This window comes from Tenacibaculum sp. SZ-18 (genome assembly GCF_002813915.1).
In the GTDB taxonomy this organism is placed as follows: domain Bacteria; phylum Bacteroidota; class Bacteroidia; order Flavobacteriales; family Flavobacteriaceae; genus Polaribacter.
Genome location: NZ_CP019335.1, coordinates 604,388 through 621,934, shown reverse-complemented (window position 1 = coordinate 621,934; position 17,547 = coordinate 604,388). Strand labels below are relative to the sequence as shown.

The 17,547-nt window shown below is 33.3% G+C and carries 12 protein-coding genes and 2 rRNA genes (1 of these 14 running past the window's edge); 5 read left to right on the top strand and 9 right to left on the bottom strand.

The genetic code is table 11. From position 1 onward, the window contains the following. Positions 1-11 precede the first annotated feature (11 nt). From BTO06_RS02785 to BTO06_RS02770, 4 genes are all read left to right on the top strand, one after another. Positions 12-701 carry a hypothetical protein gene (locus BTO06_RS02785; RefSeq protein ID WP_100923861.1) on the top strand — a complete coding sequence of 230 codons (690 nt, stop codon included), beginning with the start codon at positions 12-14 and terminating at the stop codon, positions 699-701. Positions 702-830: 129 nt separating this feature from the next. Then, positions 831-1,676: an alpha/beta fold hydrolase gene (locus tag BTO06_RS02780; protein ID WP_100923860.1), complete on the top strand. Its 846-nt coding sequence runs from the start codon at positions 831-833 to the stop codon at positions 1,674-1,676. Beyond that, positions 1,677-2,171 carry an RNA polymerase sigma factor gene (locus tag BTO06_RS02775; protein WP_100923859.1) on the top strand — a complete coding sequence of 165 codons (495 nt, stop codon included), beginning with the start codon at positions 1,677-1,679 and terminating at the stop codon, positions 2,169-2,171. Further along, on the top strand, positions 2,161-2,706 hold the full coding sequence (locus tag BTO06_RS02770) for a hypothetical protein (protein ID WP_100923858.1): 546 nt from the start codon (positions 2,161-2,163) through the stop codon (positions 2,704-2,706). The genes BTO06_RS02775 and BTO06_RS02770 overlap by 11 nt, the downstream gene beginning before the upstream one ends. A 46-nt stretch (positions 2,707-2,752) precedes the next feature. Here the strand turns inward: BTO06_RS02770 and BTO06_RS02765 are convergent, their stop codons facing one another. Continuing rightward, on the bottom strand, positions 2,753-3,535 hold the full coding sequence (locus BTO06_RS02765) for a tRNA pseudouridine synthase A (protein WP_100923857.1): 783 nt from the start codon (positions 3,533-3,535) through the stop codon (positions 2,753-2,755). Between the two features lie 182 nt (positions 3,536-3,717). Between BTO06_RS02765 and BTO06_RS02760 the strand changes: the two genes are divergently transcribed. Continuing rightward, positions 3,718-4,881, top strand: a complete 1,164-nt coding sequence (locus BTO06_RS02760) for a pyridoxal-phosphate-dependent aminotransferase family protein (protein ID WP_100923856.1) — start codon at positions 3,718-3,720, stop codon at positions 4,879-4,881. Between the two features lie 212 nt (positions 4,882-5,093). Here the strand turns inward: BTO06_RS02760 and BTO06_RS02755 are convergent, their stop codons facing one another. The 8 genes from BTO06_RS02755 to BTO06_RS02720 all read right to left on the bottom strand — a co-directional run. After that, on the bottom strand, positions 5,094-6,272 hold the full coding sequence (locus BTO06_RS02755; protein ID WP_100923855.1) for an acetate/propionate family kinase: 1,179 nt from the start codon (positions 6,270-6,272) through the stop codon (positions 5,094-5,096). 3 nt (positions 6,273-6,275) lie between these two features. Then, a complete protein-coding gene (pta, locus tag BTO06_RS02750; RefSeq protein ID WP_100923854.1) occupies positions 6,276-8,372 on the bottom strand; it encodes a phosphate acetyltransferase in 2,097 nt (698 codons plus the stop codon). A gap of 60 nt (positions 8,373-8,432) precedes the next feature. Next, a complete protein-coding gene (locus BTO06_RS02745; RefSeq protein WP_100923853.1) occupies positions 8,433-10,835 on the bottom strand; it encodes a glycoside hydrolase family 31 protein in 2,403 nt (800 codons plus the stop codon). Between the two features lie 111 nt (positions 10,836-10,946). After that, positions 10,947-12,860 carry a 1,4-alpha-glucan branching protein GlgB gene (gene glgB / locus BTO06_RS02740; RefSeq protein ID WP_100923852.1) on the bottom strand — a complete coding sequence of 638 codons (1,914 nt, stop codon included), beginning with the start codon at positions 12,858-12,860 and terminating at the stop codon, positions 10,947-10,949. Positions 12,861-12,875: 15 nt separating this feature from the next. After that, on the bottom strand, positions 12,876-14,150 hold the full coding sequence (locus tag BTO06_RS02735) for a glucose-1-phosphate adenylyltransferase (protein WP_100926690.1): 1,275 nt from the start codon (positions 14,148-14,150) through the stop codon (positions 12,876-12,878). 10 nt (positions 14,151-14,160) lie between these two features. Next, the gene (locus tag BTO06_RS02730) at positions 14,161-15,567 is read right to left on the bottom strand and encodes a glycogen synthase (protein WP_100923851.1); all 1,407 of its coding nucleotides are present in this window, start codon (positions 15,565-15,567) and stop codon (positions 14,161-14,163) included. 218 nt (positions 15,568-15,785) lie between these two features. After that, positions 15,786-15,894, bottom strand: a 5S ribosomal RNA gene (gene rrf / locus BTO06_RS02725). Positions 15,895-15,993: 99 nt separating this feature from the next. Then, positions 15,994-17,547: ribosomal RNA gene (locus tag BTO06_RS02720) — 23S ribosomal RNA — on the bottom strand; it runs 1,234 nt beyond the window's last position.

Here is a 17,547-nt window from a genome sequence, read left to right as displayed (position 1 = left end):
ACCAAATTACAATGAAAAACTCAATACTACTGCTACTACTTTCTCTATTATTCGTGAATTGTAAAACAGAAAATACCATTGAAGGATTATGGATTGTTGAAACCGTAAAATCTGGTGAACACGAAGTTACTCCAAATGCAAGATGGATGAAATTTAATAATGATTTCACTCAAACATCAGGGAACGGTTGGTTCCAACATTCTGTAGGAACTTGGAATCTAAATAAAGACACCAACGAATTGTCTATGATAAATACCAATGGAATTAAGGATACTAATGATCCGTTTGTAATTAGTATTGATGGTGAAAGAATGACTTGGAAGAGAACAGAAGATGGTCAACCTCTTACGGTTTCATTAAAAAGAACCGATAAATTACCTACTACATATGGTGACCAAGTTCTAGGTTTATGGAAACTAAATAACGCTTCAGGAAAAGGAAATTTCTTTGAAAATAATAATGGTGTTTTATTTCTAAAATGGGACAGACGATTTAGTATTCGTTCAAGTTTGGGAAGGTTTAGCGGTGTTTATAATGTGCATGGACATAAATCTGAAATAGAACTAATTCCTTATGTTAAAGATTTAAAAAGAAGTTTTTGGAAAGTAGATTTTAAAGAAAATCAAATCGATTTAACACTATTGAATTCAGATAGTACTGTGACTAGATCATTTATTAGAATTCACGACTTTCCTAATTAATGTATAATCTCTTCTAATCGCATCAATCAAAAAATTATATGAAATATTGATATCTATGTTTTAGTTTTTAAAAATTAAAATGTAACATTTTTTAATTGTTGCATCTAAAGGAAAACAAACATAGAAATCATGAAAAATTTTATTTACGTTTTAACTTTCTTTTTAATTATTTCTGTACCAGCACAAAAAGATAATCAACCAATTTATGCACAAGTTTCAGGAAAAGGAAAACCCATTCTTTTACTTCCTGGATTTACTGTTCCAGGAGATAGTTGGTTACCAATTATAAAAGAACTTGAAGCAAATTATGAATGTCATGCAATTACTTTAGCTGGATTTGGTAGAAAAAAAGCTATAGATTTTCCTTGGTTGCCAAAAGTAAATGAAGCATTAGAAAATTATATTTCTAAGAATAATTTAAAAAGCATAACTGTTATTGGTCATAGTTTGGGTGGAACAATTGCAGCTTGGCTTGCTAGTAGAGAAAAAAATAATATTGAAAAAATTATTTTAGTTGATGCTTTGCCTGCCACTGGTGCTTTGATGATTCCGAATTACAATCCTGACTATTTGGTATATGAAAGTCCGTTTAATAAACAACAATTGAATATGAGTACTAAAGATTTTGAAAACTTAGCCAATTCAATGTCTAAAGGAATGAGCTTGAATAAAGATGCTCAAAATAATATCAAAAAATGGATGCTTCAAGCAGATCGAAAAACCTACGTGTATGGTTATACGGATTACTTAAAATTTGATATTCGTGAAAACCTGAAAAACATAAAAATACCGGTTACATTATTAGCTGCAGAGAAACCTTATGGAAAAGATATGGTAAAACAAACTTATGATAATCAATATAAAAACTTAGCTAATTACGATTTTGTAATAGCTGAAAACTCTGCTCACTTTATAATGTTCGATCAACCAGAATGGTTCTTAAAACAAATTAAAAAAAGTTTAGCTTTGAAATAAATGAATATAGAAAATCAATTTACAGAGTTATACAATACCTATGCACCAAAAGTATACAAGCTTTGTTTAGGTTATGCATCTGGAGTAGATGAAATCGCAAAGGAATGGCAACAGGAAACCTTTATAAAAGTTTGGAAACATAGAAATTCATTTAAAGGAGATGCCTCAATTAGTACTTGGATTTATAGAATTGCCATTAACACATGTTTGGGTGATTTAAGAAAATCTAAAAGAAAATTTCAGCCAATTAATGAAAGTATCTTAACTACTCCGATAGATTCAAATTCTAAAACCTCAACTGATAAGGATATTCAAAAGATGTATAGCTGTATTGATCAGTTAACTAAAAACAATAAGACTTTAATTTTATTAGAATTAGAAGAAATTCCTCAAGCAACTATTGCAGAAACAACTGGAATCTCTCATGGTGCTTTACGAACACGATTATCAAGAATTAGAAAAGCGCTTTTAAAATGTATCACCAATGGAAAATGATAAATTAAATCAACTTTGGAAAAGTCAAAAAGATAATTCCAATACTAATACACCAGAAAACATAATTAAACTGGCACAAAAACAACGTAACGGACAGTTTTTATCTATAACTATTTTATCAATTACGGTTATAATTTTGATCGCATATACAATTTACTGTTCGGTTTATAAATGGAACAATTTTACAATAGGATTATTGTTAATGATAGTGAGTTTGGTTTTTAGAATAGCCTTGGAAACAATTTCATTATACCGAAAAGAACAGCAGCTTATTGCATTAGATAGCAAAGCATTTCAAAATTATTTAGGAAAACATTTTAAAATTAGGAAGATTATAAACTATGGAGTTACTCCAATCTGTTTTATAATTTACACTTACGGTTTTACACTGCTTCTTCCCTATTTTAAACGAGAGTTCTCAGAAGGATTTTATACTTATATTTTAATTTCAGGTTTTCTATCGATATTCATAATTGCCATAATTGTAGCTTTCAGTATACGAAAAGAAAACAAATTTTATGAAGAATTAAAATAATACTGGTTATAGTGTCTTTTTTATAAAAATAAAGACACTTCTATTTTTAGTTAAATTTTATCTCGTGAAGATGTAAACCAGAAGCCGGAGCTATTGACTTTAAAAAGGTAATATCTGAATTATCATCTAAACTTTCTTTGATAAAATCTAAATCATAATTCCCTTTTCCTACCTCTGCTAGCGCTCCCATAATTAAACGAATCTGATTACGTAGAAATCCATGTCCTTTTATAATTAGCACGTAACTTTTTTTAGGAAAAAAAGATGCAGTTAATTCTGTATTTTCAACGATTTCACAACTCTCAATAGTACGTTCAACTTTAGTCTCCGCTGATGGTTTTGTACAATAATGTTTAAAATTATGGAAGCCTTCAAATAATTTAGCTGCCTCTTTCATTAACTTGATATCTAAAGTTTGTAAATATCCTACTAAAAACGGTGCACAATACGGATGATTCTTTTCACCATGTGAAAAGTAATACCGATACTCTTTTATTTTTGAATGCTGAATAATATTAAACTTTTCATCAGTTAATTCCTGGATTTCTAAAACCCGAATATCTGATGGAGAATTAATATTAAAACTTCTAATAAAACTACTTTCTTCTATTTTTTCATCAATAAATAATTGGTACGTATAATCTGTAGAAGAAACCTTTGCATCTGTTCTTCCTACTCCGATAGTTTTAAATCGAATTCCTTTACAAACAAACTTTAAGGTTTTATCCAACGCCCAATGAACAGTTTTTAAGTTGGGTTGTTTTTGCCATCCATGAAATCTAAAACCCAGATATTGAAATTTAACTAAATAAGAATGATTATAGTTCATACTACAAATCTAACAAACTTACATGGCTGTGAATACATAAAAATCACTATTTCAAAATTAGAATATTATAAAATAAATGCTTCATTTTTATCATTGTCGTAAACTTTTGGAACTATAAGGTTTTAGTAAAAACTATTCTGTAATTTCACAGCAATAACATTCATTTTTTAGACCATAATTTCATGAAAAATAGAAAATTATTAATGATTCCTGGCCCAATTGAAGTTGATCCTTCAGTATTAAGAGCCATGGGAGAAGTTACTACGAGTCATGTCGCTCCAAACTTTATAGAAAGTTTTGGAAACTCCATTGAATTAATGCGTAAAATTTGGTTAGCACCTAACGGACAACCATTTATTGTTGCAGGAAGCGGAACATTGGCAATGGATATGGCTGTAAGTAATTTACTTGAACCAGGAGATAATGCATTAGTAATTTCTACAGGATATTTTGGAGAACGTTATAAAAATATTTTAGCAACTTATGGAGCTAACGTAACTGTTTTACAAGCTGAAATTGGAGAGATTGTTTCTTTAGATAAAATTAAAGAAGAACTATCTTCTAAAAATTACAAGTTAGTTACGATTACTCATGTTGATACTTCGACCGGTGTATTAACCGATCCTAAATCTGTTGTAGATATTGCAAAAAAGTATGATACACTTACTGTTTTAGATGGTGTATGCGCAACTGCTGGAGAGAGCACTCCACAAGAAGCCTGGGAAATTGATGTTGTGTTAACTGGTTCTCAAAAAGCAATTGGAGTTCCTCCAGGTTTAGCTTTATTAGTAGTTTCTGAAAAAGCTATGACAGTTTGGAAAAATAGAAAAACTCCAGTTCAAAATTATTATGGAAGTTTTACCAATTGGTTACCAATTATGGAAGCTTATGAAGAAAGACGTCCTTCATACTTTGGTACGCCTCCAGTAAATTTAATTCGTGCATTAGAAGTTAGTTTGAACCTCATCAATACTGAAGGAATTGAAAAGAGAGTTGAATCTCACCTTATATATGCCAAAGCATTTAGAAAAGCTATTCAAAAAATAGGTTTACAGTTAGTTCCAAAAAGAGAAGAAATCGCCGCAAATACCATGAGTGCAATTTTTTATCCAGAAGGAATCGATGGAAACCAATTTAGAAAAGATATTAGTGAGTACGGTGTAATTTTAGCTGGTGGTTTGCATTCAGAAATAAAAACTCAATATTTTAGAGTTGGACATATGGGCGCGATTAATAAGAGTGATATTGTTGCTACTCTTAGTGCTATTGAATTTGCTCTTGCCAAACAAAATTACTCGTTTACTCTTGGAGAAAGTATTGGAACTTTCTTAGAGAATTTAAGGTAATTTCGATCTAAAAAAAAGAAAAACCATTAATAAATAAATTAAATACATCATTCCGATGAGGAGCGAAGAAGGAATCTTTCTTTTTTGATCTTGATTTTGTTCAGAATATAAAGATTGCCACAAAAAACTTCATTCTACTACGTTTTTTTCGCAATGACGCGTTTAATTTATAAAAGACTCAAATATTGAGTTAAGTAGAACTTACACAGAATTTATAAAGCAAAGGCCTGCTTTGCAATTTCTAATTCTTCATTAGTTGGAATCACTAATAGTTTTACTTTAGAATTTTCAGTATGAATTTCCGTTAATTCTTTAGCTCTAATACTATTTTTATCTGTGTCGATTTCTATTCCAAAAAACTCTAAATCTTCACAAACCTTTTCTCTAACTAATGAAGAGTTTTCGCCTATACCAGCTGTAAAAACAATGGTATCAATTCCATTCATTGCAGCAATGTATGATCCAATATATTTTTTAATTCGGTAGGTATTAATATCTAAAGCTAACTGGCAATCTTTATTTCCTTTAGACGCTTCTGCTTCTATATCTCGTAAATCGCTATATCCAGTTAATCCGAACATTCCGCTTTCTTTTTGCAACAACGTATTTACATCGTCTATTTTATATCCTAAAGAATTTACTAAGTAAAAAATCAGCGTATGATCAATATCTCCACTTCTTGTTCCCATCACCAAACCAGTAACTGGCCCAAACCCTAAACTGTGATCAATACTTTTACCATTTTCAATAGCCGAAATACTACATCCATTTCCTAAATGCACCGTAATAATTTTAGATTCATTATTGCCTAAATATTCGATAGCCTTTTCAGAAACATATTTATGACTCGTTCCGTGAAATCCATATAAACGAATTTTACTTTCCGTCACTAACTTTTTAGGAATTGCATACGTATATGCTTTCTCTGGAATACTTTGATGAAATGCCGTATCGAAAACGGCGACTTGTTTCGCTTTGGTAAATATCGCTTCAGCAACTTTAATTCCTTCTAGATTTGCTGGATTATGCTGAGGAGCTAAAGAAAATAAATCTTCGATTTTACTTTTCACTTCATCGGTAACTTTTGTTGTACTTGTGAAAGAACTTCCCCCATGCACAACTCTATGACCAACAATTTCAATTTCATCAGTTGATGAAATCACACCAATATTTTCATCTAAAAGTAAAGCAACAACCTTTTCTAAACCGACTCTATGATTTTCAATTTTTATACGTTCCGTAACATCATGATTATCTGATTCGTAATGAACTGCTCCTTCTTCTAAACCAATTCGTTCAATCAAACCAGAACAAATTACTTTTTCCTCTGGCATTGTAAATAATTGATATTTAATAGATGAACTTCCTGAGTTTAAAACTAATACTTTCATATACTAATTTTCTTGTGCTTGAATTGCGGTTAGAATAATAGTGTTATAAATGTCATCAATTGTACAACCTCTACTTAAATCATTTACTGGCTTTTTTAATCCTTGTAACATTGGTCCAATTGCTAATGCACCAGTTTCCCTTTGAACTGCTTTATAAGTATTATTTCCCGTATTCAAATCTGGGAAAATTAACACATTCGCCTGCCCTGCTACTTCAGAGTTTGGTAGTTTCTTTTTACCTACAGTTGGATCAACAGCTGCATCATATTGAATTGGTCCTTCCACTTTTAAATCAGGACGTTTTTGCTTTACAATTTCTGTAGCTTTTCTTACCGTATCCACATCTTCTCCTTTTCCAGAACTTCCTGAAGAATATGATAACATGGCAATCTTTGGATCTATTCCAAAGGCGATACTTGAATCTGCAGAAGAAATTGCAATTTCAGCTAATTGTTCGGAAGTTGGATTTGGGTTAATTGCACAATCTCCGAAAACAGAAACTCTATCTTCTAAGCACATAAAGAAAATTGAAGAAACCACTGAAAAACCAGGTTTTGTTTTTACAAATTGTAATGATGGTTTTATGGTATGTTGAGTTGTATGAGCAGCTCCAGATACCATCCCATCCGCTAATCCTTTATACACCATCATAGTTCCGAAATAAGAAACATCGGCTATAAGATCTTCAGCCATAGCTGGACTTAAGCCTTTGTGTTTTCTCAATTCATATAAAGTTTCAGAAAATTCCTCAAAATATTCAGAAGTACTCGGATTTATAATTTTAGTCTTTTCAAAATCGAAAGATATATTTAATCTTTTTACTGCTGCCTCAACATTTACTTGTTTCCCCAAAATCGTTAAATCTACAATATCTAACTTTTGTAATTGTGATGCTGCAGATAATATTCTATCATCATTTCCTTCCGGTAAAACTATATGTTTTCTAGCTTGTTTTGCTCTTTTCAATAAATTATACTGGAACATTCTTGGCGTTAACACATTTGTCCCTTTGTATGTAATTAGTTTATCGCTTAAAGCATCTACGTCAACATACTTTTCGAAAGTACTAATAGATAATTTGATTTTATTTTTATTCTCCGCATAAATATGAGAACGAATTGAACCTAGTTTTGAAGCGATTCCGAAAGTTCCTCCTTTTACTTTTAGAATAGGAACAATTTTTTCTAATCCAGTAATTAATTCAATCACAGACGGATTTAAACCCATATCTCCTGTAAGAATTATACCTGAAACTGTGGGGTAACGACTTGAAATATTGGCTTGCAATGTTCCTAGTAAAATATCTGAACGATCTGAGGGAGTAATAACAACTGCATCATCAGTAAGATGATTTAAAAAGTGAGAAAGTTGCATTGCTCCCACTTTTATTTCACCTGTTGTAGAATTTAAAGATTCCTCTCCAAATAATACTTCGGCTTCTAACGCCTGTGAGATCTCATGAATAGTCGGATTATTAAGTTTGCTGTTAACAGGAATTGCATTAATCAATAACGATTTGGGCAAATTCTCACCAATTCCATTAATAATTATATCTACATTTTTCTCTTGAACTTTATTCGCAATTACTGCGATGACTTCTACTTCTTTATTTGTAAAAGAATCGTACGTTAATCTTAATCCTTGAATAAATTCTTCTAATGATCTATCAATTCCACCTGAAACAATTATAACTGGGATTCCAAGATTTTTTGCAATCAAAACATTCAAATCCATTTCAATTACAGCACCATGATCAGAGAAATCTGTACCTTCTACAATAACAAAATCATTATTCTCTTCTAACTTTTTGTATTTGCTAAGAATCGAATTGATGACTTCATCTTCCTTATCATCATTTAATAAATCTAGTAACTCTGATCTTGTAAAAGCATACGTATCTTCATAATCACATTTTAGTTTGAAAAAATTTACAATGGTATTTACGTGATTATCTTTTTTTCCATCCACTGGATTATCAATAATTGGTCTGAAATATCCAACTTTTGGCTTATTCCTTAATAAAAGTTGCATTAGGCCTAAGCTTAACATCGACTTTCCAGAATTAGCACCACTTGCCGCTATATAAATTGCTTTATTCATATTCTAATTTTAAGCAAAATTAGTCTAAATTTAATAAAGCAAGCTATTCAAAAAAGAGTTTTACCCAACTAAATGAATTTCTGTAAAACCTTTAGGAATTCTAACTGTATTATTCTTGGAATCAAAGTCTACAGATTTTAAATCTACCACTACATTGTCAATTTCAACTTCCTTGATTTCAAAAGGTAATCCCACAAATTCAAAAAGAATAGTTTGATATTCCGTCACAAAAGTGCCGTATTTGTGCTGTTGAATAATGATCTCTTTTTCTTTACCAGTAAACGTAAATGTACGTAAGCTGTATCTACCTTTCATATAATCGTATCCATCTTGTGCATCTTCAAAAACTTTAGAAACTTCTTTCTCACCTAGTTTAAAATAAACCTCTAATTTCAGTTCATCTATTGTTTTCTCACCCACATATTGTTGAATAGGATATTTCGGAATAATCGCTCCTTCTTTTATGAACATTGGAATTGTATCAATATCTGCATCTACCCATTTTTCTAATCCTCCTTTTACATATTCTTTTGTCCAGTAGTTATACCAATGTCCTCGAGGAATATACATTCTTCTTCCCTTAGCATTAGGTTCTTGAATTGGACAAACTAAAATCTGATTTCCAAAAATAAACTCATCCGTTCGATAATGTGTTTGCGGGTCGTATTGATCATATAAAACTAACGACTTTAGCATTGGTACACCATATTCTGCATATTCCCAGAACATGGTATATAAGTATGGAAGCAGTTGATAACGTAACTCAACATATTTTCTTGTCACGTCGACAACTTCATCTCCGAATGTCCAAGGTTCTTGGTTTCCGTGATCTCCGGAAGAATGTGTTCTACAAAAAGGGTGAAATACTCCTAACTGAATCCATCTTGCATACAATTCTCCCGTTGGATGTTCTGCAAAACCACCAATATCACTTCCTGTAAATGACATTCCACTCATACTCATTCGTTGCGCTTGAATATTTGCAATCCATAAATGTTCCCAAGTTGCAATATTATCACCTGTCCAAGAAGATGTGAAACGTTGTGCTCCTGAATACGCTGAACGTGTTATAATAAAAGGACGTAGCGGATAAGCATATTTCTTTACTCCTTCATAAGTAGCTCTCGCCATTTGCGTTCCGTAAATATTATGGGCTTTTCTATGACTACAATGATGTCCATCATAATTATGACGAACATCATTTGGGAATGTTTTTCCAGGAACCTCCATTACGGCAGGTTCATTCATATCATTCCAAATTCCTTTGATTCCAATTTCATCGATAATCTCTTTGAATAATCCAGACCACCAATTTCTTACTTTTGGATTGGTAAAATCTGGAAAGAAACATTCACCTGGCCAAACTTTACCTCGCATATACGGGCCATCTGCTCTTTTACAGAAATAATCGTTGTCCATTGCTTCTTTATACACCCAATAATCATCGTCGATTTTAATTCCTGGATCAATAATAGCAATTGTTTTGAATCCGTCATCTGCAAGTTCCTTCACCATACGTTTTGGATCGGGGAAATAATCTTTATTCCAAGTGAAACAACGGAAACCGTCCATATAATCAATATCCAAGTATATTCCGTCACATGGAATTCTTAACTCTCTGAACTTGCTTGTTACTTCTTTTACTTTTGATTCTGGATAATAGCTCCATTTACATTGATGATAACCTAATGCCCATAATGGTGGTAATTCAGGTTTTCCTGTTAAATCAGTATACCGCGTAACCACGTCTTGCATTTCTGGTCCATAGAAAAAATAGTAATTCATTTCTCCACCGTGCGCCCAAAAACTAGTTACATTTCTACGTTCGTTACAAAAGTCAAAAAATGTTTTAAATGTATTATCGAAGAAAATTCCGTAAGCCCGTTCTTCGTGCATTCCTACATAAAAAGGAACACTCTTATACAAAGGATCTTGGTCTTTACCAAAAGCATATTGATCTGTTGCCCAGTTTTCTATTCTTTTTCCTTTCAAGTTTAAATGCATTGGTTTATCTCCTAAACCATAATAGCACTCACCCTGTGGAGCAGCTTTACTCATTTTTACAATGTTGCCACCAAATTCATAACTTTGTTCCCAGTGAAACCCCCAATCATCTTTACAAATAACATTTCCATTAATATCAAAAATTGAAACTTTTATATCAGCTTTATCAATTCTTATGATAATTTTTCTAGTTATTATTTTATAACAGTCGCCATGTTCTTCAACTTCCAATTTACTATACCCACGAGCGCCATCATCACTAATGGCATATGAAAAATCTTTTTCAAAATTATTATCAGTTGCATACCTAAAACGAATCACACTACCTCTTAATACGGTAACTTGAAGAATGACTCCGTTTTCTGTTTTAAAGTAGATTTTATCTACATCCTGAGAGAAAGAATTGATTTTTCCTGGAAACAAATTTCCTTTGTATTCTAGTTCAGTATTAATGATCATTTTACTTCAGTTTTAGGGTTATTTCTATGATTCAACTTATTTATAAAAAAACGATACAGTATTTGATTTTGAAACGATTATTTCTTGTTTTTAAGAAATCGTTTTATCAAATTATTTATCAATTTTAAATATTACTGCTCCTAAAGGAGGAAGTGTAATCTCAGCAGAATATTCTCTATGATTCCAATGTATTTTATCAATATCTATATGCTTTTTATTTGATACACCGCTACCGCCATATTTTTTATAATCACTATTAAATATTTGCGTAAGTTTTCCAGAGTGAGATAAACCAATTCTATAATTTGATCTTGGAATTGGCGTCATATTACATACCACAACCACAAGTTCATTTTCATTAGTTCCTTTTCTTATGTAGCTAATCACAGAATTTTCATGGTCATCGTAACTAATCCATTCAAATCCGTCTTGTTCAAACTGCTTTTCGTATAAAGCAGGAAATTTTCTGTATAAAGAATTTAAATCTTTTACCAGTTTTTGGACACCTGAATGAAAATCATATTCAAGAACATACCAATCTAAACTTTCTTGAAAATTCCATTCGCCATGTTGACCAAACTCACCACCCATAAACAATAATTTTGTTCCAGGATGTGTAAACATATAACTGTACAATAGTCTTAAGTTTGCGAACTTTTGCCATTCATCACCGGGCATTCTTCCAATGATACTTCGCTTACCATGAACTACTTCATCATGAGATAATGGCAACATAAAGTTCTCTGTAAAAGCATACGTCATACTAAACGTAAGATCGTTCTGATGATGTCTTCTATATATTGGTTCCTTGGCAAAATATTGTAAAGAATCGTGCATCCAACCCATCATCCATTTCATCCCAAATCCTAACCCACCTAAATACGTTGGTCTTGATATTTTTGGAAATGCTGTTGATTCTTCAGCAATTGTTTGAACATCAGGGAAACATTTATAGACTTCTTCATTTAATTCTTTTAGAAAATCAATTGCTTCTAGATATTCATTTCCACCGAATATATTTGGTTCCCATTCTCCATCGTTTCTAGAATAATCTAAAAATATCATCGAAGCTACAGCGTCAACTCTTAATCCATCTATATGGTATTGATCTAACCAAAAAATTGCATTGCTTATTAAAAAACTTTTGACTTCGTTTCTTCCATAATTAAAAATTAAACTTTTCCAATCTGGATGATATCCTTTTCTTCTATCAGGGTGTTCATATAAATGTGTTCCATCAAATAAGCCTAATCCATGATCATCTTCTGGAAAATGAGAGGGTACCCAATCTAAAATTACACCGATGTCATTTTGATGAAACTTATCAATCAAGAATTTAAAATCATCAGGATACCCAAAACGTGAAGTTGGCGCAAAATATCCAGTAATTTGATATCCCCAAGAAGGATCGTACGGATACTCCATTACGGGCATTAACTCTACATGTGTAAATTGCATTTCTTTTACATAAGAAACCAATTCATCCGCCATTTCTAAATATGATAATGATCTATTATTAACTTCAAATTTCTTTTTCCAAGAGGAAAGATGAACTTCATAAACAGAATAAGGAGCGTTATTAGCATTATTTTTATGACGTTTCTTCATCCATTTATTATCTCCCCAAATGAAAGGATCATCCCAAACTACTGAAGCAGTTTTCGGTGGATGTTCACATCGTCTAGCAAAAGGATCTGCTTTTTCAGTAATAATTCCATCATTATTTGAATGAATTTTATACTTATATAAATTTCCTTTACCCACTTTAGGTATAAAACCTTCCCAAATTCCAGACTCATCCCAACGAACATTCAAACGATGTTCTTCTTCATTCCAAAAATTAAAATCTCCAACAACGGAAACAGATTTAGCCGAAGGTGCCCAAACAGCAAAGTAAGTTCCTTCTTCGCCATTTACTGTAATAATATGAGCTCCTAATTTTTCATATAGTCGGTAATGTTTTCCTCCTTTAAATAAATTGATATCAAAATCTGTAAAAAAACTATGTGCAATAACGTTACTCATAAAAAAATAATAGACTTATTGAATTGTGAATCCTTCTGGTATAATAGCTCTTCTTCTCACAACTATTATTCCATCTTTGATTACATAAGCATCTTCCGTTACATTTTTCAAATGCTTACCCCCTTTTAATATAACATTGTTTCCTATTCTAGCATCTTTGTCAATAATTGCGTTTTCTATAACACAATTTTCGCCCACACCTATATATGGAATACCTTTTTCCTTGTCTTTTTCGATTTCATTTATTTCTTGATATACATTAGCACCAATTATGTAGGTACTTTTTATATCACAACCTTTTCCTATTCTGGAACGTATTCCAATAACGGAGTTTTCAATATTTTTTGCATTAATGATACAGCCATCTGCAATTATAGATTTATCTAGTAATGTTCCATAAATTTTAGATGGAGGAAGAATTCTTGGTCTTGTTAAAACATTTTTAGAAGCATTAAAGAGATCAAATTGAGGAACTTCTTCAGTCAGTCCTATATTAGCTTCAAAAAAAGAAGCAATTGTTCCAATATCTGTCCAGTAGCCTTTATATTGATAAGCAAGAACTTTATTTTTTCCAATAGACTGAGGAATGATTTCCTTTCCAAAATCAATCGTATCGGGATTCGACATTAATTCTACTAATAATTCACGACTAAAAATATAAATTCCCATAGAAGCCAAGTAATTTCTATCTTGAGACTTCATTTCATCATCAACTTCTGATTCCCATCCTTTCAATTCCTCCGACGAAGGCTTTTCAATAAAAGAAGTAATAAAACTTTCGTCATCCGTTTTCAAAATACCAAATCCAGTAGCGTCGGTTGCATTGACAGGAAGCGTTGCTATACTAATTTCGGCTTTCTTATTTATATGTTGATCAAGCATATCATCAAAATCCATTTGATACAATTGATCACCTGAAAGAATTAAAGCATATTCGAATTCGTGATTCAAAACATGATGCATTGATTGTCTCACTGCATCTGCTGTACCTTGAAACCAGGTTTTATTTTCAGGAGTTTGTTCAGCAGCCATTATATCTACAAAAGCTTCGCTAAATGTACTAAAGGTGTATGTATTTTTAATATGTCTATTTAAAGAAGCTGAGTTGAACTGTGTTAGAACAAACATTCTTTTAATATCGCAATGAATACAGTTGGAAATTGGAATATCTACCAAACGATATTTACCGGCTATAGAAACCGCTGGCTTTGATCTGTTGTCTGTTAGTGGAGAAAGACGAGTACCTTGTCCTCCTCCTAAAATAATAGCTATAACTTTTTTATTTATCATGGTCGGTCTGTTAAATTGATTTGTATAAGTCAATATATTCTTGAGCTGACTTGGCCCAAGAATTATCTATTTTCATTATTCGTTTTTGTATTTTTCTGAAAAGTTTTACATCTCTGAACAACTCAATAGCTCTACCAATAGAATAGCAGATATCCCAAACTGAAGCTTGGTCGTGACAAATCCCAAAACCACCATCCCCTATATCAATAACAGTATCTTTTAACCCACCCGTTCTTCTTACTATTGGTATTGTTCCATAACGTAAAGAATACATCTGATTTAAACCACAAGGTTCAACTCTTGATGGCATTAATAGAAAATCTGCAGCTGCATAAACTAAATGTGCAAGTTTTTCATTATAACCAATATGCACATTAAAATTACCTTTAAACTGATCTTTTAATTCAATTAATTGATCTTCTATTTCTTTATGTCCAGATCCTAAAATGAATAAACTAATTCCACTATTATCATTTATCGCCTGAAGAATTGCTTCAGGTAGTAAATCGGCAGATTTCTCACTTACCAAACGCCCTATAAAGCCAAATAAAGGAAACTCTGAATCAAATCCGTATTTCTCACATAATACCTTTTTGTTGGTTTTTTTCCCCGACACAACATTACTAACTTTATAATTCTTTGGTAACATCTTATCTGTCTCAGTATTCCAAAAATCAGTATCAATTCCGTTCAAAATTCCAGTGCACTTTGCCGACTCTGTTCGTAACAGTCCTTCTAAACCATTCGCATGACTTTTTAATTCATCCATGTATGAAGGAGAAACTGTATTTACTTTGGAAGCACATTTTATACCCGTTGCTAATGGATTAATTGAGCCATACCAATCCAAAAAACCAGCGTTACTAAAATCGAAATCTGGGATAATTTCCATTCTATTGTGTGAAAACTGGCCTTGATATTGGGCATTATGTATAGTTATAACGGTTGGAGTATTGCCTAGCCTTTGAAATTCATAACAATTATTAATCATAAACGGAATTAATGCAGTATGATGATCATGGCAATGTATTACATCATATTTTACTTTTTCTATTGTTAACCAATTTAAAACGGCTAATTGAAAACCTAAATACCTATCCGTTTCATCATCATATCCATAAACAGATTCACTATCCAATAATCCTTCTACAAATATTAAATAAACTCCATATTTAATTTTGTTATTAACTATATTGTATATCTTATATTCATATTCTTTACTCCCTAAAGATATATTACCTGAAAAAATTTCACTCTTTTTCTGCTTTTGTACAAATGTATTACTATAATATGGCATGACTACGTCAGCTTCTATTCCTAATTTTGTTTGGTAAGCAGGTAATGATCCAACTACGTCAGCTAAACCACCAACTTTCGCTATTGGATAACATTCAAAACTATTATGGAGAACTTTCATTAACGAGAGATTTAATTATCTGTTCTAAGTTAGTGATTAAGCTAAAAAAAAAGTTAAGATAATTATTAAAAAAAAGCTAGATAAAATAAAAATTTAATAAAAATAACAGTACTTTTTCATTAAATTTTACTTAGTCTTAACTATAACGATATATGGTTATTTCGGATTAGTGCAAAAAAAAACGTTCAATAAATTATTGAACGTTTTATTCTTAAAAAGAAAGGCGACGACCTACTCTCCCACCATTGGCAGTACCATCGGCGCTAATGGGCTTAACTTCTCTGTTCGGAATGGTAAGAGGTGAGCCCCATTGCTATAATCACCTTAAGCTGTTTCAGTATATTTCAACTGTATAAGTTAACATATAAGTAAAATGATATAATAAATTATCAAAGAGTTTGTTCCCGGTCTCAAGGACCGGGATACGTACATAAGCCTATGGGTTATTAGTACTACTCGGCTACATACATTACTGCACTTACACCTATAGCCTATCAACGTTGTCATCTTCAACGACCCTTTAAAGAAATCTCATCTTGTGGTGGGTTTCGCGCTTATATGCTTTCAGCGCTTATCCCTTCCGAACGTAGCTACCCAGCAGTGCCCCTGGCGAGACAACTGGTACACTAGAGGTTCGTCCAACTCGGTCCTCTCGTACTAAAGTCAGATCCACTCAAATTTCTAACGCCCACAGCAGATAGAGACCGAACTGTCTCACGACGTTCTGAACCCAGCTCGCGTGCCACTTTAATGGGCGAACAGCCCAACCCTTGGGACCTTCTCCAGCCCCAGGATGTGACGAGCCGACATCGAGGTGCCAAACCCCCCCGTCGATGTGAGCTCTTGGGGGAGATCAGCCTGTTATCCCCGGAGTACCTTTTATCCTTTGAGCGATGGCCCTTCCATGCGGAACCACCGGATCACTATGCTCTACTTTCGTACCTGATCGACCTGTATGTCTCTCAGTCAAGCTCCCTTATGCCATTGCACTCTACGCACGGTTACCAAGCGTGCTGAGGGAACCTTTAGAAGCCTCCGTTACTCTTTTGGAGGCGACCACCCCAGTCAAACTACCCACCACGCACTGTCCTCATCTCTGAGTTAGGCTCTAGATAAGCAAAGGGTGGTATTTCAAGGTTGACTCCACAACGCCTAGCGACGCTGCTTCAAAGTCTCCCACCTATCCTACACATTACTTATCCAAAGTCAATACGAAGCTATAGTAAAGGTTCACGGGGTCTTTTCGTCCCGCTGCGGGTAATCGGTATCTTCACCGATACTACAATTTCACCGAGCTCATGGCTGAGACAGTATCCAGATCGTTGCACCATTCGTGCAGGTCGGAACTTACCCGACAAGGAATTTCGCTACCTTAGGACCGTTATAGTTACGGCCGCCGTTTACTGGGGCTTCATTTTAGATCTTCGCCGAAGCTAAACCCTCCACTTAACCTTCCAGCACCGGGCAGGTGTCAGGCCTTATACATCATCTTTCAATTTAGCAAAGCCCTGTGTTTTTGATAAACAGTCGCCTGGATCTTTTCACTGCGGCCTACCGAAGTAGGCGACCTTTCTCCCGAAGTTACAGGTCGATTTTGCCTAGTTCCTTAGCCATGAATCTCTCGAGCACCTTAGAATTCTCATCCCAACTACCTGTGTCGGTTTACGGTACGGGCTGCTTCACTCGCTTTTCTTGGAACCTCTTACTTGCTTTCGCTTCGGCCGAAGCCTAGGCTCAACGGGGACTTCCGTCACCCCGTAAGCACCTGGGAGATCCGTCACTTTTAGTGTGAGCAGGTACAGGAATATTAACCTGTTGTCCATCGACTACCCCTTTCGGGTTCGCCTTAGGTCCCGACTAACCCTCAGCTGATTAGCATCGCTGAGGAAACCTTAGTCTTTCGGTGAGGGGGTTTCTCGCCCCCTTTATCGTTACTTATGCCTACATTTTCTTTTCTATGCGTTCCAACATGCCTCACAG